The 20153-nt window shown below is 70.3% G+C and carries 15 protein-coding genes and 1 riboswitch; of the genes, 7 read left to right on the top strand and 8 right to left on the bottom strand.

Features of this window, described 5'->3' with window-relative positions; translation table 11 throughout:
• Positions 1-33: 33 nt before the first annotated feature.
• Positions 34-1605: an ABC-F family ATP-binding cassette domain-containing protein gene (locus tag ACSMFO_RS29015; RefSeq protein ID WP_436461227.1), complete on the bottom strand. Its 1572-nt coding sequence runs from the start codon at positions 1603-1605 to the stop codon at positions 34-36.
• A 125-nt stretch (positions 1606-1730) separates the two neighbouring features.
• Here ACSMFO_RS29015 and ACSMFO_RS29010 point away from each other — a divergent pair, with 125 nt between their 5' ends.
• Together ACSMFO_RS29010 and ACSMFO_RS29005 are read left to right on the top strand one after the other, a co-directional pair.
• On the top strand, positions 1731-1877 hold the full coding sequence (locus ACSMFO_RS29010) for a hypothetical protein (RefSeq protein WP_436461226.1): 147 nt from the start codon (positions 1731-1733) through the stop codon (positions 1875-1877).
• Positions 1878-2229: 352 nt separating this feature from the next.
• Positions 2230-3318: a dihydrofolate reductase family protein gene (locus ACSMFO_RS29005; RefSeq protein ID WP_436461225.1), complete on the top strand. Its 1089-nt coding sequence runs from the start codon at positions 2230-2232 to the stop codon at positions 3316-3318.
• A gap of 378 nt (positions 3319-3696) precedes the next feature.
• On the opposite strand, the gene cobN is transcribed toward ACSMFO_RS29005, so the two are convergent.
• Both cobN and ACSMFO_RS28995 read right to left on the bottom strand, forming a co-directional pair.
• Entirely contained in the window at positions 3697-7278 is a 3582-nt protein-coding gene (cobN, locus tag ACSMFO_RS29000; RefSeq protein WP_436461224.1) for a cobaltochelatase subunit CobN, read from the bottom strand.
• A gap of 35 nt (positions 7279-7313) precedes the next feature.
• Positions 7314-7466: riboswitch (cobalamin riboswitch) on the bottom strand.
• The gene (locus ACSMFO_RS28995; protein WP_436461223.1) at positions 7457-8836 is read right to left on the bottom strand and encodes an MFS transporter; all 1380 of its coding nucleotides are present in this window, start codon (positions 8834-8836) and stop codon (positions 7457-7459) included. Its footprint overlaps the riboswitch before it by 10 nt.
• A 120-nt stretch (positions 8837-8956) precedes the next feature.
• Between ACSMFO_RS28995 and ACSMFO_RS28990 the strand changes: the two genes are divergently transcribed.
• Complete coding sequence (locus tag ACSMFO_RS28990; RefSeq protein ID WP_436461222.1) at positions 8957-9523, top strand: TetR/AcrR family transcriptional regulator; 567 nt, start codon at positions 8957-8959, stop codon at positions 9521-9523.
• 100 nt (positions 9524-9623) lie between these two features.
• Here ACSMFO_RS28990 and ACSMFO_RS28985 read toward each other — a convergent pair whose 3' ends face one another.
• Genes ACSMFO_RS28985 through ACSMFO_RS28970 form a run of 4 tightly spaced genes read right to left on the bottom strand, consistent with a single transcriptional unit; the run spans position 9624 to position 12285 of the window.
• Entirely contained in the window at positions 9624-10286 is a 663-nt protein-coding gene (locus ACSMFO_RS28985) for a Clp protease N-terminal domain-containing protein (protein WP_436461221.1), read from the bottom strand.
• Positions 10283-10528: a helix-turn-helix transcriptional regulator gene (locus tag ACSMFO_RS28980; protein WP_005162705.1), complete on the bottom strand. Its 246-nt coding sequence runs from the start codon at positions 10526-10528 to the stop codon at positions 10283-10285. Before ACSMFO_RS28980 ends, ACSMFO_RS28985 begins: the two co-directional genes overlap by 4 nt.
• A gap of 3 nt (positions 10529-10531) precedes the next feature.
• Positions 10532-11383 (bottom strand): ABC transporter permease, encoded by an 852-nt coding sequence (locus tag ACSMFO_RS28975; protein ID WP_436461220.1) that lies wholly within the window; start codon positions 11381-11383, stop codon positions 10532-10534.
• Complete coding sequence (locus ACSMFO_RS28970; protein ID WP_436461219.1) at positions 11380-12285, bottom strand: ABC transporter ATP-binding protein; 906 nt, start codon at positions 12283-12285, stop codon at positions 11380-11382. The genes ACSMFO_RS28975 and ACSMFO_RS28970 overlap by 4 nt, the downstream gene beginning before the upstream one ends.
• 98 nt (positions 12286-12383) lie before the next feature.
• Here ACSMFO_RS28970 and ACSMFO_RS28965 point away from each other — a divergent pair, with 98 nt between their 5' ends.
• The 3 genes from ACSMFO_RS28965 to ACSMFO_RS28955 are packed head-to-tail and all read left to right on the top strand — an operon-like array spanning position 12384 to position 15585.
• Positions 12384-13463, top strand: a complete 1080-nt coding sequence (locus ACSMFO_RS28965) for a precorrin-3B synthase (RefSeq protein ID WP_436461218.1) — start codon at positions 12384-12386, stop codon at positions 13461-13463.
• Entirely contained in the window at positions 13460-14083 is a 624-nt protein-coding gene (locus ACSMFO_RS28960; RefSeq protein WP_016332061.1) for a precorrin-8X methylmutase, read from the top strand. Before ACSMFO_RS28965 ends, ACSMFO_RS28960 begins: the two co-directional genes overlap by 4 nt.
• Positions 14080-15585: a precorrin-2 C(20)-methyltransferase gene (locus tag ACSMFO_RS28955; protein ID WP_436461217.1), complete on the top strand. Its 1506-nt coding sequence runs from the start codon at positions 14080-14082 to the stop codon at positions 15583-15585. The genes ACSMFO_RS28960 and ACSMFO_RS28955 overlap by 4 nt, the downstream gene beginning before the upstream one ends.
• On the opposite strand, the gene ACSMFO_RS28950 is transcribed toward ACSMFO_RS28955, so the two are convergent.
• Positions 15576-16205 carry a response regulator gene (locus tag ACSMFO_RS28950; protein ID WP_436461216.1) on the bottom strand — a complete coding sequence of 210 codons (630 nt, stop codon included), beginning with the start codon at positions 16203-16205 and terminating at the stop codon, positions 15576-15578. The two genes, ACSMFO_RS28955 and ACSMFO_RS28950, sit on opposite strands and share 10 nt — an antisense overlap.
• Before the next feature lie 93 nt (positions 16206-16298).
• On the opposite strand from ACSMFO_RS28950, the gene ACSMFO_RS28945 reads away from it, so the two are divergent.
• Positions 16299-19967, top strand: coding sequence for an nSTAND1 domain-containing NTPase (locus tag ACSMFO_RS28945; RefSeq protein ID WP_436461215.1), 3669 nt, complete (start codon positions 16299-16301; stop codon positions 19965-19967).
• The last annotated feature ends 186 nt before the right edge of the window (positions 19968-20153 follow it).

Here is a 20153-nt window from a genome sequence, read left to right as displayed (position 1 = left end):
GTACTTGCGTGTGCAACTACCGCATCCAGAGGACTAATCGCGGAGGGGGAGCCAGCGGGTGATGCCGATGTCGGCCAGGAACGGCCGGTCGTGGCTCGCCACGATGAGCGTGCCCCGGTAGGCGAGCAGTGCCTCGGTGAGCCGCCGCACGCTGGCCAGGTCGAGGTTGTTCGTCGGCTCGTCGAGCAGCAGGAGCCGCGGCGTGGGCTCGGTCAGCAGCAACGTCGCCAGCGCCGCCCGGAACCGTTCCCCGCCGGACAGCGACGCCACCTCACGGTCGGCCGTCTTGCCCCGGAACAGGAACCGGGCCAGCCTCGCGCGGATCTCGTTGTCCGTGAGCGACGGCGCGACCAGTCGCACATTGTCCACAATGGACAGCGTGTCGTCCAGCACGTCGATCCGCTGGGGGAGCAGCCTCGCGGGGACGAACAGCCCCACCTCGCCCGACTTCGGCGGCAGCTCGCCGGCGATCGTCCGCAGCAGGGTGGTCTTCCCCGAACCGTTCGGGCCGGTGAGCGCGATCCGCTCGGGTCCCATGACGTGCAGGTCCACCGCCGGGCCGAACCGGGGCACGGCGTCGACGCGGAGCACGTCCGTGCCGCGGGCGACGGTCGTCTCCGGCAGCTCGACGCGGATCTCGGCGTCCTCCCGCACCAGTTCCTCGGCGGCCTTCAGGGCCTCGACGGCGCCTTCCAGCCGGTCGGTGTGCAGGTTCCGGTACTTGCCCGCGGCGATCTGCGCGTCCTCCTGGCGTTTGCGCATCCGCACCTTGGGTTCGCGTTTCCGGTCCCACATCTGCTGGCCGTAGCGGGCCCGCCGGGCGAGTTTGATCCCGGCCTCGACCAGCTCCCGCTTCTGCCGTTTGACGTCCGACTCCGCCGCGCGCACATGCCGCCGGGCGGCCTCCTGCGCGACCTCGACGGCGTGTTCGTAGTCCGCGAGGTTGCCGCCGTACAAGGTGACCTCGTGGTCGCGGACCTCGGCGATCCGGTCGACAAGCCGCAGCAGTTCGCGATCGTGCGAGACCACGACGAGGATCCCGCCCCAGCCCGCGACCTCGCGGTGCACGAGTTCACGGGCCCGCAGGTCGAGGTTGTTCGTGGGCTCGTCGAGCAGCAACGCGGCGGGACGGCGCAGCAACAGGGCGGCCAGCCCGAGCAACGTGAGTTCGCCGCCGGACAATTCGCCCGCCCGCCGGTCCAGGCGGACGGCTTCCAGACCGAGCCGGTCGAGGATCGCGCGGATGCGTTCCTCGACGTCCCAGTTGTCGCCGATGGTGGCGAAGTGCTCTTCGCTGGCGGAACCGTCCTCGACGGCCCTGATCGCTGCGCGGATCGCGGTGACACCGAGCACGTCGTCGACGCGGCGGCCGGTGTCGAGGACGAGGTTCTGCGGCAGGTAGCCGAGCTCACCCGGTGCGGTGATGGAACCCGTCGTGGGCCGCAGCTCGCCGGCGAGCAGCCTGAGCAGCGTGGACTTGCCGGATCCGTTGGTGCCGACCAGGCCGGTGCGGCCGGTGCCGAGGGTGAGCGAAAGGCGGTCGAACGCCGGGGCGCCGTCGGGCCAGGTGAAGGTGACGTCGGAAAGCGTCAAGGAAGAAGACATGAGACTCCCTGCGAAGGAGGTGGATGAGGGCGCAGGTTCGTCTCAGAAGATCACCGTGGCAGGGTAGCTCTTGGGGGGCCGGGTGGCGATCGATTTTCGGCGTGGAGTGGGGCGGTTGCCGTTTCGTGGCGACGGAGTGGTCGGCGGGCGATGCCGGTCCCGGCCGCGGCAACCGTGAGGAGGTCGAGGGCGACGGCAGCGTGAAGCTGGTTCGGTTCTGGATCATGCGGCTGCCACCGCCGTCGTCGATATTCGGCAATGGCAGCTGGTGAGGGAAATCCGGGATGTGTGCGCTTGGCGATGTTCGCCTGACAGCGGTCAGGAGTGCGCAGAGGGGATTTCTTGAGCGCTGCCCTTGGAGGCGGGTGTCTCGCGTTGCCGGATTTCGGCAACAACGCAGGTGCCGACTTCGATCACATGACATCGAGAGACGTTCCCCGGATCCCCCAGGCAACCGTCGCCGAATTCCGGCAACGGCACCAGCGCGTCGACCCCGACGCGACACCGGCGCCCCGGATCCCCGCCCATCCATTGCCGATTTCCGGCACCGAACGACCCGCCACAAAGCCCCGCCGCCCGAGACACGGCCTGTCCCAAAGACCCGCGAGGGGCATACTGGCGAGCGTGATCGAACGCCCTCATGTCCTGCTCTCCGCCGCGGTCTCGCTCGACGGCTATCTCGACGACGCGAGCGACACCCGGCTGGTGCTGTCGAACCAGGACGATTGGGCCAGGGTGGACGGGCTGCGCGCCGCGTCGGACGCGATCCTCGTCGGCGCGAACACGGTGCGGGCGGACAACCCGCGGTTGCTGGTCCGCTCGCCGGAGCTCGTCGCGAAAAGGGTCGCGGAAGGACGTCCGGAACAGCCGGTCAAGGTCACCCTCACGCGGAGCGGGTCACTCGATCCGGCGGCACAGTTCTTCACTGTCGGCGACACCGAGAAGCTGGTCTACGCGCCGCCCGGCGTCGTCACGGGGGTGAAGGCGACCGTCGTCGAACTGTCCGGTCTGAAAGAAATCCTGGCCGATCTCCATGCGCGCGGCATCCGGCGGCTCATGGTCGAGGGCGGCGGCGCGATCCACACCCAGTTCCTCACCGAGGGCCTGGTCGACGAGCTGCATCTGGCCGTCGCGCCGTTCTTCGTCGGCGACACACGCGCGCCGCGGTTCGTCGGGCCGGGCGCGTTCCCGCGCGGGCTGACGCTGACCGGAACCACGCGGCTGGGCGACATCGCCGTCATGGAGTACCACGCGACGCCGGAACCGTCCGATGTGGACATCCGGCACCTGCGCGAGGCCATCGCGCTGGCGGAGAACTGCCCGCCGCGCACTTTCCGCGTCGGCGCGGTGATCACCGCCGCCGACGGCGAAGTGCTCTCCACCGGTTTCTCGGGCGACGGCGATCCCGCCAACCATGCCGAAGAGGCCGCGCTCGCCAAACTCGAACCAGGGGATCCGAGGCTGGCGGAGGCGACGATGTACACGTCACTGGAGCCGTGCAGCTCGCGGACGTCACATCCGCGAAGCTGCACCCAGCTCATCCTCGACGCCGGCATCCCGCGCGTCGTTTTCGCCTGGCGCGAGCCATCGGTGTTCGTCGACTGCGTCGGCGCCGAGACGCTGGAGGCGGCCGGACGCCGGGTGATCGAGGTACCCGCCCTCGCCGCCGACGTCCGCCGCGCGAACACCCATATCCCGGGTGTCCACCTGTGAGCTACTTGCAGGCGTCGCAGCAGCCGCAGCCCTGACCGGTGCACGCCGAGCAGCAACCGTGGCGAAGCACGACCCTCAACAGACGCTTGATCATCGCTGTCCTCCCGATCATTGACGTCCCACCGCCCTTGTCACGCTAAGTTCTGCGCATATGACAGTGGTACCGCCGGGAGTGCCACGGCACTGCTCCAGCGGGTGACGGCAATGTCTCTGGTGAACCCGCGACCGCGATCGACGTCGGCAGGACGCGGCCTACCCTCCCCTGTCACGGATGCGGATAGGGCGCCCTGCCACCGCGATAGCGGGGCCTTCGGCCGTGGCGGGTTCACGCATATGGTCACCTTTCGCGGCCACTGCTCCGCTCCGCCAACAGGCAGGTCAGGATTCGAGATCCCCCTCCAGCGATAGGTAGACCTCGCGCAGCTGAGCCAAAAGATCGGCGTCCGGCTCCGCCCACAGTCCCCGATCGGCCGCCTCGTTCAACCGCTCGATGATGCCGCGCAGCGCCCACGGGTTGGCCTGGCGCAGGAACTCCTGGTTGACCTCGTCGAGCACGTAGGACTCGGTGAGCTTCTCGTACATCCAGTCACCGACGACACCCGCTGTGGCGTCGAAACCGAACAGGTAGTCGACCGTCGCCGCCAGCTCGAAAGCGCCCTTGTAGCCGTGCTTGCGCATCGCCGCCAGCCAGCGCGGGTTGACCACGCGGGCCCGGAAGACACGCGCGGTCTCCTCGCCGAGCGTGCGGGTGCGGACGGCGTCCGGGGTGGTGCTGTCGCCGACGTAGGACGCGGGCGCGGTCCCGGTCAGCGCGCGGACCGTCGCGATCATCCCGCCGTGGTACTGGAAGTAGTCGTCGGAGTCGGCGATGTCGTGCTCGCGGGTGTCGGTGTTCTTGGCCGCGACCACGATCCGCTTGTACGAGTTCTCCATGTCCTCGCGCGCCGGCCTGCCGTCGAGGTCGCGGCCGTAGGCGAATCCGCCCCAGACCGCGTAGACCTCGGCGAGATCCTTGTCGTCGCGCCAGTTCCCGGAATCCATCAGCGGCAGCAGACCCGCGCCGTACGCGCCCGGCTTGGAGCCGAAGATCCTCGTGGTGGCCCGGCGTTCGTCGCCGTGCGCGGCCAGATCCGCGCGGGTGTGGGCCCGCACGAAGTTCTGCTCGTCCGGCTCGTCGAGGTTCGCCACCAGGCGCACGGCGTCGTCCAGCAGGGTGATCACATGCGGGAAGGCGTCACGGAAGAAGCCACTGATCCGCACGGTGACGTCGATCCGCGGCCGGCCGAGTTCGGCGAGCGGGATCGCCTCGATCCCGGTGACGCGCCGCGAAGCCTCGTCCCAAACCGGCTGGACACCCAGCAGGGCAAGGACTTCCGCCGCGTCGTCACCCGACGTGCGCATCGCCGACGTGCCCCAGACCGAGAGACCGACCGAACGCGGCCAGTCGCCTGTGTCCTCCTTGTAGCGACGGAGAAGCGAGTCCGCGAGAGCCTGTCCGGTCTCCCACGCGAGACGGCTCGGGATGGCCTTCGGGTCGACGGTGTAGAAGTTGCGGCCCGTCGGCAGCACGTTGATCAGGCCGCGCAGGGGAGAACCACTGGGCCCCGCGGGGATGTAGCCGCCGTCGAGCGCGTGGAGCACGGCGTCGATCTCGGCGCCGGTGCCCGCCAGACGCGGCACGATCTCGGTGGCGGCGAAGGTCAGGACGCGGGCGACCTCCTGGTGTTCCGGCACCTCGGCGACGACCTCGGCGACGGCGGCGGGGGACCAGTCCCTGGCCTCCATCGCCTCGACGAGCGAGCGGGCCGTCTGCTCGATGGCGTCCACTACGGACAGTGGGGCGTCGCTGTTCTCCTTGAGCCCCAACGCGGACCGCAGGCCGGGGACGGCGCCCTGTTTGCCGCCCCACATCTGCTGGGCGCGCAGCATGGCGAGCACGAGGTTGATCCGCGCCTCGCCCACCGGCGCGGCGCCGAGGATGTGCAGGCCGTCGCGGATCTGGGCGTCCTTGACCTCGCACAGCCAGCCGTCGATGTGCAGCAGGAAGTCGTCGAACTCCGCGTCGTGCGGGCGTTCCTCGACACCGAGGTCGTGGTCCAGTTTCGCGGCCTGGATCAGCGTCCAGATCTGCGCGCGGACGGCGGGCAGTTTCGCCGGGTCCATCGCGGCGATGTTGGCGTGCTCGTCGAGGAGCTGTTCCAGGCGGGCCATGTCGCCGTAGCTCTCGGCGCGGGCCATCGGCGGGATCAGGTGGTCGACGATCGTGGCGTGCGCGCGCCGTTTCGCCTGCGCGCCCTCGCCGGGGTCGTTGATCAGGAACGGGTAGATCAGCGGCAGATTGCCCAGGACCGCGTCCGGCGCGCACGAGTCCGAGAGACCGGCGGTCTTGCCGGGAAGCCATTCCAGCGAACCGTGTTTGCCGAGGTGGACGACCGCGTGCGCGCCGAATTCCTCCTCCAGCCAGCGGTACGCGGCCAGGTAATGGTGGCTCGGCGGGAGGTCCGGGTTGTGGTAGATCGCCACCGGGTTCTCGCCGAAACCGCGCGGCGGCTGGATCATCAGGATGACGTTGCCGGACTGCAGCGACGCCAGCACGATGTCCCCGTTGTCCACATAGAGTTCGCCGGGCGCCGGGCCCCAGTGCTCCTCCATGCCCTCGCGCAGTTCCGCGGGCAGCGCGGCGAACCACTCGCGGTACTTGTCCGCGGGCACGCGGATCGGGTTGCCGGACAGCTGTTCCTCGGTGAGCCACTCCGGATCCTGGCCGCCCGCGGCGATGAGCGCGTGGATCAGGGCGTCGCCGTCGGGCTGGTCGGTGCCGGTGGGCTCGACGCCGGGGAACGGATCCTCGCCGAGGTCGTAACCCTGGTCGCGCATGCGGCGCAACAGCTCGATCGCGGACGCGGGAGTGTCGAGGCCGACGGCGTTGCCGACACGGGAATGCTTCGTCGGGTACGCGGACAGCATCAGCGCGATCCGGCGTTCCGGCGGGGGAGTGTGGCGCAGGCGGGCGTGCGCGAGCGCGATCTTGGCGACCCGCGAAGCGCGCTCGGCGTCCGGCACGTACTTGGGGAGCCCGTCGTCGTCGATCTCCTTGAACGAGAACGGGACGGTGATGAGGCGGCCGTCGAACTCGGGGACGGCCATCTGGTTGCCCGCGTCGAGCGGCGAGAGGCCGTCGTCGTTGGCGGACCAGGTGTCGCGATCGCTGGTGAGGCACAGCGCCTGCAGGATCGGGATGTCGAGCGCGGCCATCTCGGCGACGTCCCACGCCTCGTCGTCGCCACCGGCGCCGACCTCGGACGGCCGGGTGCCGCCGGCGGCCAGCACGGTGACCAGGAGCGCGTCGGCCTTGGCCAGCTCGGCCATCATCTCCGGCTCTCGGGTGCGCAGGGAGGCGCAGTGGATCGGGAGCGCGCGGCCCCCGGCGTCCTCGACGGCGTCGGAGAGGGCGTGGACGAACTCGGTGTTCCCGGACAGGTGATGCGCCCGGTAGTAGAGGATCGCGACGACCGGACCCTCGGTGCTCTTCGGCTCGCGCTCCAGGACGCCCCACAGCGGCTGCACGGCGGGCGGCTCGAAGCCGTCACCGGTGAGCAGGAGGGTGTCGCTCAGGAACCGGTGCAGCTGGGTGAGGTTGGCCGGGCCGCCCTGCGCGAGATACGCGTGCGCCTCCGCCGCGGTGCCGGCCGGGACGGTGGACAGCTTCATGAGCTGCGCGTCCGGCGTCTGCTCGCCGCCGAGGACCACCACGTGCGCGCCGCTCGCGCGGACCGTGTCGAGGCCTTCCTGCCAGCTGCGTTCGGAGCCGAGGATCCGGACGACGACGATCTTGGCGCCGTCGAGCAGGGCGGGCAGCTCCGCGAGGTCGAGGCGGGCCGGGTTGGCCAGCCGGTATTCGGCCTCGCTGGAGCGGGCGCTGAGCAGGTCGGTGTCCGAAGTGGACAGAAGCAGGATCACGGCAGTCCTCACTCGGGGTGTCCGCGCCCCGGGTCGTGTGGTCGCGACGGCCGGAGTTCCTGGCTTCCCTCCCTGGCCGGGAGGATGACAGTGGCGGGACCGCCCCGGACTCTCACCGGGTTCCTCCTCCGCCGTCGCGTGGGTCTTGAGTTCACTCTCCGGTGCGGTCCGGCGGGAGTCAAGGTGATGTGTGGCCGGGCCGGACGTGCAGCCACAGGCCGGTGAACACGGCGGTGGCCAAGGTGATGACGCCGGCCGCGACGAACGCGCTGTTGAGGCCTGCCTCGAAGGAGGCTCCGCCGGATTGCCGGGTGCGGACGATGGCTCCGAGTAACGCCACGCCGAGCACCGCGCCGATCTGCCGCGTGGTGCTGCTGATACCCGAGGCGAGGCCGCCTTCTTGCGGGCTGACCGCTTGGATGGCGGCCCCCGTCAGCGGGGACATGGTGAGGGCGAAGCCGATGCCGACGACACCCAGCCGCCACCACACGTTCCCGTAGCCGGTGCCGGCGTGCACCACGCCGAGTGCGAGCAGCCCCAGGCCCGCCAGGGCCAGACCGACGGTGACCACTATCCGGAAGCCGTACCGGGCGGCGAGCCGTCCCGCGTACGGGCTGACGATCACCATGGCGACGGTCGCCGGCAGGGTCTGCAGGCCGGCGCGCAGGATCGAGCTGCCCTGGACGTACACGAAGAACTGGGAGAAGAAGAACGACGAGCCCATGAGCGCGAACCCGACCACGACCATGGCGGTGTTGGACACGGTGAACAGCCGCTCCCGAAACAGCCGCAACGGCAGCATCGGTGCGGCACGACGCGCTTCGACGGCGATGAAGGCGGCCAGGAGGACCACCGCGGCGGCGAAGCTGCCCAGGATGACCGGCGACGTCCAGCCGCGGGCACCACCCTCGATCAGGCCGTAGGTCAGCGCGCCCACCCCCAGAACGGACAGCAGCGTGCCCGGGACGTCGATCGCGGGGGCGCCGGGATTGCGGGCCTCTTCGAGGGTGCGCAGGCCGACCAGCAGCAGGACAACGCCGATGGGGAGATTGACCAGGAAGATCGCGGGCCAGCCGAAGACCTCCGTCAGCACGCCGCCGGCCACGGGGCCCGCGGCCAGGCCGATCCCGCTGAATCCGGCCCACAGCCCGATCGCCTTGACTCGTTCTCGCGGCACGGGATAGGCGGCGGCGAGGAGGGCCAGCGAGGCAGGGCTCAGCGCCGCGGCCCCGATGCCCTGCAGCACCCGGCCCGCGACCAGCCAGCCGACCGAAGGGGCGAGGCTGCACAGCACCGACGCGACCGTGAACACGACCACGCCGGACAGAAACACCCGCTTGCGACCGAAGCGGTCGGCGAAGATGCCGCCGGACAGCAGCAACATGGCGACAAGCAGCACATACGCGTCGACGATCCATTGCAAGCCGGTCAGCTGAGTGTTCAGCCGATGCTGCATATCGGGCAGCGCCGCTCCGACGATCGTGTTGTCGAGCAGGACCATGAACTGACCCAGACAGGTCACCGCGAGCAGCACGGCCCGGTTCGATCGACGGTCCACCGCCGCAGGGGACACAACCATCCAGATTCCTCCCAGATACTAAAGCAGTCAGTGACTGCGTTAGGGACTGTAGAGCGAGTGTCTCGTAAACGCAATAGCTGACTGCGTTAAGGTGGGGATGTGAACGAGCGACAGCGAGCCGCGCGGCCTGGCGGGCGCAGTGCCCGCGTCGGCGCACAGGTGCACCAGGCCGTCACCGACCTGATCGGCGAGCGCGGCTACGGCCACTTCACCGTCGGCGACGTGGCGGCCCGCGCGGGCGTCGCCGACAGCAGCATCTACCGCCGCTGGGGCAGCTTGGACGACCTGCTCGCCGACGTGGTGTTGACCCGTCTCAACGCGCAGTCACCGATGCCCGACACCGGAAGCCTGGAGGGTGACCTGCGCACTTACGCGGCCGCCGTGGCTCGCGAGATCACCGGACCCGACGGTCCGGCGTTGCTGCACCTGGCCGTCGCCCTGTCCGGTACGGGGCAGCAGGGTCTGCGAGCTCGTGAAGGAATCCGCACCGAACGAACCCGGCAACTGCAGGCCATGCTCGATCGTGCCCGCGATCGTGGCGAAGACCCGCCCGACGCGTTCGGCGTGCTGGACCACATCCTGGCCCCGATGTACATCCGCGTCTTGTTCGGCATGGGCCCGCTCACCCCGGAGTACATCGACGGGCTGGTCGACCGCCTGCTGTGACCTCGGCGGGGTTCGTTGTTCACTCCGGCGGCCCGTGCGGCAGGTCACCAAGCCTGTGCGGACGATCATGCCGGGGACCGTCGCCGACCTGTTAGGACCCCTAAGTGCGGCGAAGGGTGGCGACCTGCTCTCGCAACGAAACGACCGCTTCGGCGAGATCCACCGGGTCGACCGTCGCGGCCCATTCCCGGATGAGCTCGGACCGCCGCCGCAGGACCTCTTTCTCCTTGTCGCGGATGAGGGCTGCCTGGGTGTACTCCTGCGCGTCGACGGCCGCTTCCTTGCGTCGCCGATATTCGGCGATCTGGGAAGTCAGCGACTCGATCTCGACAGGCGGGTCGGCGGGGCCGCGCACCGGATCGCCGGGTCCAGAACCTCCCCAGACGGCGTTCTCGTCGCGAAAGGGAGCCCAAATACGGGCATAGGCCTCCCGCACCCGCTCCTCGGTCACGCCGTGTTCATCCAGGACGCGAGCCGCGCCGCCCCCGGCCGCCAACAGGCCGACGACGAGTTCCACCAGACCGGAGGATCGGGGCACGCCAAGGACTTCGGCTGTGACCGGATAGCCGTCGACGGTGCCGGCGGCAGGCGACGAAGCCGCTTTCTCCAGTTGCCACACGAGGACATCGCGAGAGATTCCCCAAGCGTCGGGGAGCGCGTACCCGACTCCGTCGTCGAGAACGGCGAGCAGAAGCTCCTCGCCCCCGATACGGTCGTGCCCCAGCCGGACCGCGTGCGCGTGCGCCCGCTCCAGCAGGCTCACGCCGACCGCTCCGACGAGGAGTCCCCGATCCGCGGGAAAGGAGCGGTGGAGAAGATGATCTCCACCGCCACCTCGAAGAACTCCGCGATCCGCAGGGCGAGGTAGAGGCTCGGGCTGTACTCGCCGCGTTCGAGGTAGCCGATGGTCTGGTAATGCACGCCGAGCGCATCGGCGAGTTCGCGGCGGGAAATGCCCCGTTCCGCCCGCAACATCGCGATCCGGTTGTAAACGACCTCGCTCATGAGCTAGCCAATTCGCTGCATCGCCTTTTCCCGTCGTGCCGCCACCGAGGACCCGGACTCGCGCCGCGCCATGCGCCGCAGGACGACCGGGGCCAGCTTCAATCCGATCACGGCCCACACCGACAGCACGCCGAGGGTCTCCCAAGGCCGCCACGACTGGCCGATCTCGATGATCACCGTCGAGTCCGGCAGCAGCGCCGACCGCATGCCGAGGCCGAGCCAGTACATCGGGAACACCTGGCCGAGGTACTGCAGCCATTCCGGCAGCGCGGTGATCGGGTAGAAGATCCCCGAGATCGCGCCGATTCCCAGTGTCGGCAGCATGATCAGCCCGATGCTGCGCGCGTTCGAGGTCAGCGAGCCGAAGATCGCGCCGATCGGCATCGTGGCGAGCAGGCCGAGCACCAGCACCCACAGCAGGCCCAGCCACGACGTCAGCCCGCCGGGCGCGATGCCGTCGAACAGGATCAGGCTGGGGATCAGGACCAGCAGCATTCCGATGACGGTGCTCATCGACACCGTGACGACCTTGCCGACGAGATAGCCGATCATGCCGTTCGGCGTGGCCTTGGCGCGCAGGAGCGTGCCGTCTTCACGTTCGACGGCTAGGACTCCCGCCATCCCGAGCATGCCGCTGAACACGATCGACGCGCCCAGCACGCTCGGCACGGTGGCGGCGCCGAGCGAGAACTCCGTGCCCGGCAGTTTCGCGCCGCGCATGAAGAACATGACGATCACGAAGATCGCCGGGAAGAGGAAGGTGTTGAAGAGGTCTTCCCGGTTGGTCATCATCTGGCGGGCCTCGAGCCAGCCGCGCCGGACGCCCAGCCGGACACTGTGCTGAATCGTGTTCATCGCGCGCCCACCGCCTCCAGGGATTCGGCCTTGCGGACCAGGGTCATGTACGTGTCTTCGAGCGACGCCCGCCGGACCTCCAGATCGCCGATGGCGTCCCCGTGCTGCTTGAACAACTCGTGCACGTACTTCGTCGATTCGGTCGTGGAGTGCACGAACCGCTGACCGTCCAGCGTCCAGCGCACCTCGGCCTCGCCGGCGATCTGCCTGCTCAGCGCGTCGGCCGAACCGTCGGCCACGATGCGCCCGTGGTTCAGGATCAGGATCCGGTCGGCCAGTTTCTCGGCCTCGTCGAGGTCGTGCGTGGTCAGCAGGATCGTCGTGTCGTCGTCATCGGTCAGCCGGTGCACGAGTTCGTGGAACTCGCGCCGCGCCTCCGGGTCCAGCCCGGCGGTCGGCTCGTCGAGGAACAGCAGTTCCGGGCGGCCGACGATGCCGATCGCGACGTCGAGCCGTCGCCGCTGCCCGCCCGAGAGCATCCGGACCTTCTTGTCCGCGTGCTCGGTCAGGCCGACCGCGGCGACCAGTTCGTCCGGATCCCACGGCCGCTTGATGCGGTCCGTGGAGTACGGCGCGTAATAGTCGCCCAGGTGCTCCAGTAGTTCGCGCACGCGCCATTTCGCGTGGTCACGCCAGGCCTGGAGGACGACCCCCAGCCGCGCCCTCCAGTTCTCGTCGGCGTGCGCCGGGTCGACGCCCAGCACGCTGACCTCGCCCTCCGACCGCATCCGGAAGCCTTCGAGGATCTCGATCGTCGTGGTCTTGCCCGCCCCGTTCGGGCCGAGCAGGCAGATCACCTCGCCGCGGTGCGCGGTGAAGTCGACGCCGTGGAGTACGTCGTTCGTGCCGTACCGCATCCGGAGATCTTTGACGGAGATCATCACGTCGTGTGGATCTCTCATTGGTCACCCCCATCTCAGTGCTGCGACCGAATGTAGCACACCTACTACATATGGTCTGAGAGATACTCTCGGGGAAACGGGCCATCTACAGTGAGCGCATGTCCACGAGCGCACGTGTCCGAGCCGACGCGTGCCCTGGTGTTTTCGCCACGCACGACGCGGCCGACGGTCCGCTCGCCCGGATCCGGCTGCCCGGCGGCGCCATCACCGCGGCCCGGTTCAGGGCGCTCGCCGACGCCGCCGACGACCTCGGTGACGGCGCCCTCCACCTGACCTCCCGCGGCAACGTGCAGCTGCGCGGCGTCACGCGGCCGGGCCTCGCGGGCAGGCTCGCCGCGGCCGGGCTCCTGCCTTCGCCGTCACACGAACGCGTCCGCAATATCCTCGCTTCGCCGCTGAACGAGACCGCGCAAAAGCTCGCTCAGGAACTCGACGAGGCCTTGTGTGCCGTCCCGGAGCTGGCCGAGCTCCCCGGACGCTTCCTTTTCGCCCTCGACGGCGGCCAGGGCGACGTCGCCGGCGAGGGCGCCGACGTCTGCTGGCGCGACGGTGCCGTACTGCTCGCAGGCGAGGACACCGGCCTGCGCGTCCCAGCCGAACACGCCGTCGAGACGCTGCTCGCGGTCGCGCGCGCGTTCCTGCGCACGAGGGGAACGGCCTGGCGGATCAGCGAACTCGCCGACATCGAGCCGTTGCTCAGGGGCATCCCAGGCGAAATGACGGAGCCGCGGAAGTTCGAGGTGAACCCGGGCCTCCCGATCGGGCCGATCGGTGACGCGATCGGGGTCGCCGCGGTCTTCGGCAGGCTCACCTCGGCTCAGGCGCGCGCGATCGCGAACGCGGGGAACGCCGTTGTCACGCCGTGGCGATCGATCCTGGTGCTCGGCCCTTTGGCGGCGGACACGGGGCTGATCACCGATTCGGACGCGCCTTCGCTCGGGGTCAGCGCCTGCATCGGGCATCCGGGCTGTGCCAAGTCGCTGGCCGACGTGCGAGCCGACGCGGCGAGAGTCGGGCGGACGCCGAGAGCCCATTTCGCCGGTTGTGAACGGCGCTGCGGCAAACCCGCGCGCGAGCACGTCGACGTGCTCGCGACGGAGGACGGTTATCTGGTCGACGGGGCGTTCGTCCCGGTCGGCGAGCTGGCGAGAACGTTGGCGGAGAAAGGGACACAGTGATCGACTACATCCGGGACGGGGCCGAGATCTACCGGCATTCGTTCGCCACCATCCGTGAGGAGGCGGATCTCGCGATCCTGCCCGACGACGTCGCGGTGCTGGCCGTGCGGATGATCCACGCCTGCGGGATGGTCGACCTGGTCGACGACCTCCGCTACAGCCTGGACGTGGTGGAATCCGGCCGTGCCGCGCTCGAAGCGGGCGCGCCGATCCTGTGCGACGCGAACATGATCGCCTCCGGGGTGACCCGCAAACGTTTGCCTGCCGCCAACGAGGTGCTGTGCACGCTGTCCGATCCGAAGGTGCCCGGGCTGGCCGAGCGGATGGGCACCACCCGCTCCGCGGCAGCGCTGGAGCTGTGGCGCGACAAGCTGCCCGGTTCCGTGGTGGCGATCGGCAACGCGCCCACCGCGCTGTTCCGCCTGCTGGAACTGCTGGAAGAGGGCGTCGGTGCCCCGGCGGCGATCATCGGTGTCCCGGTGGGCTTCATCGGCGCCGCCGAGTCCAAAGTGGAGCTCGCGAAGCGGGCACCGGCCCCGTACCTGGTGGTGCACGGACGACGTGGCGGCAGCGCGATGGCCGTCGCCGCGATCAACGCGATGGCGAGTGAGGTCGAATGAGCGGGCTCGGAAAACTCTGGGGTGTCGGGCTCGGACCGGGTGACCCCGAGCTGATGACGGTCAAGGCCGCGCGCCTGATCGGCGAGGCCGACGTCATCGCGTATCACAGCGCGCGGCACGGCCGGAGCATCGCGCGTTCGGTCGCCGAGCCGTACCTGCGGGACGGCCAGATCGAGGAGAAGCTGGTCTACCCGGTCACCACGGAGACCACCGACCATCCCGGCGGCTACGAAGGCGCCATCGCCGATTTCTACGAGCTGAGCGCGAAACGGCTTGCCGAGCATCTCGACGCCGGACGCGACGTGGTCGTGCTCTGCGAAGGCGACCCGTTCTTCTACGGCTCCTACATGTACATGCACGAACGGCTCGCCGACCGCTACGAGGCGACCGTGGTGCCGGGCGTGACGTCGGTCAGCGCGGCGTCGTCGGTGCTCGGCCGCCCGCTGGTGCAGCGCGACGAGGTCCTCACGATCCTGCCCGGCACGCTGCCCGCCCCGGAGCTCGCGCGCCGCCTTGCCGACACGCAGGCCGCGGCGGTGCTCAAACTCGGCCGTACGTTCGGCAACGTCCGCGAGGCGCTGGCCGAAGCCGGGAAACTGGACGACGCCTTCTACGTCGAACGGGCGACCTGGCAGGCTCAGCGCGTCGAGCCGTTCGCCGACGTCGCCCCGGAGTCGGTGCCGTACTTCTCGCTGGCGCTGCTGCCCAGCCCGGCCTACGCGTCCCGGCTCGCCGACGAACCCGAAGTCACCCGCGAGGTGGAAACGCACAACGGCGGGGAAGTCGTGGTCGTCGGCCTGGGCCCGGCGGGTCCGGACTGGCTGACCCCGGAAGCGACCGCGGAACTGGCGGCGGCGGAGCACATCGTCGGCTACGGCCCCTACGTCGCGCGGGTGCCGCAGCGCGCGGGCCAGCAGCGGCACGCGTCGGGCAACCGCGTCGAGGCCGAGCGCGCCGTCGAAGCGCTCGAATTGGCCGCGAACGGTGCCAAGGTCGCGGTGGTCTCGTCGGGCGATCCCGGCGTGTTCGCGATGGCGTCGGCGGTGCTGGAGCAGGTCGCGGCCGGACACGGCGCGGGTGCCCGGGTGCGGATCGTGCCGGGCGTGACCGCCGCGCAGGCGGCCGCTTCCCGGGTCGGCGCGCCGCTGGGGCACGACTATTGCGTGCTTTCCCTGTCCGACCGGCTCAAGCCGTGGGAGATCATCGAACGCCGGCTCGACGCGGCGGGTGCGGCGGATCTCGTGCTCGCGCTGTACAACCCGGCGTCCCGCACGCGGACCACGCAGCTCGCTCAGGCCCGCGACGTGCTGCTCCGGCACCGCGCGCCGGAGACGCCGGTGGTCGTCGCCCGTGACGTCGGCGGCCCCGAGGAGGACATCCGCGTGATCACCCTCGGCACCCTCGATCCGGCCAGTGTGGACATGCGCTGCCTGCTGATCATCGGCTCGTCGAAGACCCGCGCCGAGAACGGCATCGTCTGGACACCTCGCACTTACGAGTGACGCCCGAGCCCGGCGTTCCGGGCTTGGGCGAGCAGCACCTCCCGGTCGTCCGTGCCGGCCTTGGCCTGGATCGCCGTGACGACGTTGCGCACCGTCTTGGGCGCGAGCCCCAGCCGGCGCGCGACGTCCGGGATCGCCAGCCCGCCCGCCAAGTGGTCGAGCACCTCGTGTTCGCGCGGGGTCAGCCGTGGGAACGCCCGCATCGGCTGCGAAGCGGCGAGCAGGCCGTAAAGCCGGTCCGCGGCGCGCTCGCCGAACACGACCGCGCCCGCCGCGACCCCGCGGATGAAGCGGATCAGATCGTCGGGGCCCGCGCTGCGGGACAGGACGCCGCGCGCGCCCGCGAGCATCGCGGCGACCACGAGTTCGCCGTCGCCGGGCGGGGTCAGCACCAGCACGGCGGTGTCCGGAACGCGTGAGGACACCTCGCGTGTCACGGCGAGCCCGTCGAGCGAGGGCGGGTGGACGGGCAGGACGAGGACGTCCGGTCGTAGCACGCTGGCGTGCCAAACCGCTTCACGTTCGTCGGGGGTGTGGGCGACCACCTCCAGCTCCGAGGACGCGGGCGGTTCGGGGACGCCCGCGAAGACCACGGTCACCGCATGGGTTCGAATCGGCACGCCATCGGTTGTAGCGCAGAACTTTTGTACAGTGTCGGGCCGTTTTCGGTGAACAATGTCCATTCGATAACGCTTCGATGATCAGGGGGCCTGGTGCCGAGACGCGAGCGCCCGCTGGGGCCGGGCGACGACGTCGTCGTGAGCTTCGCGGCGGATCTTCGCCTGCTTCGCGAGAAGGCCGGCGGGCCGACGTACCGCGAGCTTTCGACCCGCGCCGGCTATTCGGCCGCCGCGCTTTCCGAAGCCGCGGGCGGCCGGAAGCTGCCCGGGCTCGCGGTCACGACGGCGTACGTCACCGCGTGCGGCGGTGACGTCGCGGCGTGGGAGGAACGTTGGCGCGCGGTCGCCGCCGGGCTCGCCGCGACCTCCGGCGAACGCGACGATACCGAACTCCCGTACCTCGGCCTGGCCGCGTTCCAGACGGCCGACGCCGACCGCTTCTTCGGCCGCGAGCGGCTGGTCGCCGAGTTGACCGGCAAGCTCGCGGAACGACGGCTCGTCGGCGTCTTCGGTGCGTCGGGCTCGGGAAAGTCGTCCGTCCTGCGGGCCGGGCTGGCGGCGGTGAGCGAACGCCCCGTCGTCCTTCGCACGCCCGGAGCGCATCCACTCGACGAGGACCTCGACGCCGAGGGGCGGCTGCTGATCGTCGACCAGTTCGAGGAGGTCTACACGCTCTGCGGCGACCGGATCGAACGCGAGAAGTTCATCGACGCGCTGGTCGCACTCGCCCGCGACGAGCACGGCACGCGGGTCGTCCTCGGTGTCCGCGCGGATTTCTACGGTCACCTCTGCCGTCACGCCGGTCTGGTCGAGGCGCTCACCGACGCGCAGGTGATGGTGGGCCCGATGACCGCCGACGAACTCCGGACCGCGATCGTCGAACCCGCCGTCCGCGCGGGGTGCCGGGTCGAGGCGGCGCTGGTCACGACGCTCGTCGCCGACGCGACCGGCCAGCCGGCGATGCTGCCGCTGGTGTCGCACGCCTTGCTGGAGACGTGGCGGCGGCGTCAGGGGATCACGCTGACCAGTGCGGCGTACGAGGCGGCCGGCGGGATCCTCAACGCGATCGCGCGGACCGCGGAGGCGGTCTACACGGATCTGGAGCCGGACCGGCAGCGCGTCGTACGGCAGATCTTCCTGCGCTTGACCGCGCTCGGCGAAGGCACCGAAGACACGAAGCGCCGTCTCAACCGGCGCGAACTCGACGACGACCCAGCGACGACGGAGGTTCTCGAACGCCTCGCCGACGCGCGCCTGCTCGTCCTCGACCGCGACGGCGTCGAGATCGCCCACGAGGCCTTGATCCGTAGCTGGCCGCGGCTGCGCGACTGGCTCGCGGAGGACCGCGAAGGGCATCGCCTGCATCGGCAACTGGCCGAGGCGACGGAGCTGTGGGAGTCGCTGGATCGCGACAAGGGCAGTCTCTATCGCGGCACGCGGCTGGGGCTCGCGGCCGAATGGGCGGACCGGGAGCCGGACGCGCTGAGCGCGCGCGAGCGGACGTTCCTCCAGGCCGGGCTCGACGCCGAAGCCGAGGAGACCGCCGTCGGCCGCAAACGGACGCGGAGGCTGCGAAGACTCGTCGCGCTCCTCGGCGTCCTGCTGCTCCTGGCGGGTGTCGCCGTCGGGTATGCCGTCGACGCCGGGCGGACCGCCACCGAACAGCGGAACGAGGCGCTCGCGCGCAAGGCCGTCGTCGAGGCGAAGACGTTGCGGGAGTCCAATCCGGCGCTGTCGACCCAGCTCAGTCTCGCCGCGTACCGGCTCGCGCCGATCCAGGAGACCCACGACGGCCTGCTCACCGCCATGGCGGCGCCGTTCGCCACGCGGATGACCTTCGACCCCGGCGACGTCACCGTCGCGCTGAGCGGGCAGCTCATGATCACTTCCGACTCCTACCGGGCGACGCAGGTGTGGTCCATCGCCGATTCGCGGCATCCAGAACTCCTGGCGACGCTGCCCGGATCGGAGGAGGTCCGCGGGCCGCTGGCGTTCAGCCGCGACGGGCACGCGCTGGCGACGGTCACCCGGGATCATCGGGTCCGGCTCTGGGATCTGACCGATCCGCGGCGTCCGGTGCGGAAGGCGGACGTCACCGGGCATCGGGAGGTCGTGATCTCCGCCGACTTCGGCTCCGACGGCCGGACGCTCGTCACCGGGTCCGACGACCGCACCGTGCGGCTCACCGACGTCACCGACCTCGGCGCGCCGAAACCGCTCGTGGTGCTCGGCGGGACCCCGGCCGCGCAACTCGCGCGCGCCGCGTTCAGCCCCGACGGCAAGCTGCTCGCGGTCACGAACACGAACTGGACGGCGGAACTCTGGGACGTCACCACCCCGTCCGCGCCACGGCGGCGCTCCGTCCTTTCCGGACACAAAGACCTTCAGCTCACGCCGTCGTGGAGCCCGGACGGCAGGCGGCTCCTCACCACCAGCTGGGATCGCACCGCGAGACTGTGGGACGTCGCCGATCCGGCGGCGCCGCGGCCTTTGTCGACGTTGACCACCCCGGCCGTGGTCTGGGCGGCCGGGTTCAGCCCTAGCGGCAGGCTGGTGGTGACCGCGGGGGACGATCAGTCCGTGCGTATCTGGGACGTCACGGGGCCGGCGAAGGAACTGCCGCCGCTGTCCGGGCACACGAACGCCATCTGGTGGACCGCGTTCTCCCCGGACGGCAAGACCATCGTGTCCACCAGCGCCGACCGCACCGTCCGGCTGCAGGACGTCGGCGAACTCGCGCTGGCGTCGAGCGCGGGCTGGAACGTCGGCACCTTCCTCGAACAGGGGCGCATCCTCGTCACCGCGGGGGACGACGTGCGGCTCTGGGCGATGGACGATCTCCGTGCGCCGAGGCAGCTTTCGAAGCTGCCCGGGCCCGCGACCGTCACCGCGGTCGCGGTGAGCCCGGATCGGCGGAGTCTCGCGCTGGCGGCGCACGCCGGCGCCGGGGTGGCCGGGACCTTCGTGCTCCAGCGCTGGGACATCGGCGATCCGGCGGCGCCGAAACTGCTGGCGTCGACCGAGGTCCTGCCGACCTACTCGCTCGCCTTCAGCCCGGACGGGAAGACCTTCGCCTCCGGCCGCGACGACGGACCGATCACGCTCTGGGACGTCAGCGACCCGCGGCGGTTCACCGGGCCGCGGGATCTGCCGGTCGGCGACGGCACGGTGTGGTCGCTCGCGTTCACCCCCGACGGACGGACGCTCGTGGCGAGCCAGGGGCCGGACTCGTCCGCGGTGACCTTGTGGGATGTCGCCGATCCCCGGCGGCCCGGCCTGGTGTCGACCCTGCGGCCCGACGGCGGCACGGTGTTCAAGATGGCGCTCAGCCCCGACGGCCGCACGGTCGCCGCGGGCAGCAGCGACCGGAACGTCTACCTGTGGGACATCACCGATCGCGCGCACGTCGCGCGGCCGGTCAAACTGGGCGGGCACTCCGAAGGCGTCGGGCCGCTCGCGTTCGGCCCGGACGGCCGGGAACTGGCGGCGTCGGCGTTCCGGACGGTGCGCGTCTGGGACGTGGCCGATCCGCGGAAACCGGTGGAGACGGCGCAGCTCACCGGCTTCGCGGCGACGGTCAACTCGCTGGCGTACCGGGACGACGGGCATACGCTCGCGATCGGGAGCAGCGGCGTCCAGCTGTGGCAGACGGACACCGCGAAAGTGGGCGAGGAGATCTGCAGGCTGGCGACGCCGAGGATCACGCGGGAAGAGTGGGAGAAGTACTTTCCGGGGCTCGAATACGCGCCACCGTGCGGATGAGCGACTCCCGGAACTGTCCTCGAAGGACGGTGAGTCGGCGGCGTTGCGAAAGCCACTTTCGCAACCTTCAACGTTGCGAAAGTGGCTTTCGCAACCTGCCGATCTGCGTGGATACAGGGCCCGACGGGGCCGAGAAGTAGACGGAGCAACTCCCTCCGTAATAAACATATAGCGCATGGGGGGACT

Source organism: Amycolatopsis sp. w19 (genome assembly GCF_051373225.1).
Taxonomy (GTDB): Bacteria; Actinomycetota; Actinomycetes; order Mycobacteriales; family Pseudonocardiaceae; genus Amycolatopsis; species Amycolatopsis japonica.
This window is presented reverse-complemented; position numbering and strand designations above follow the sequence as displayed.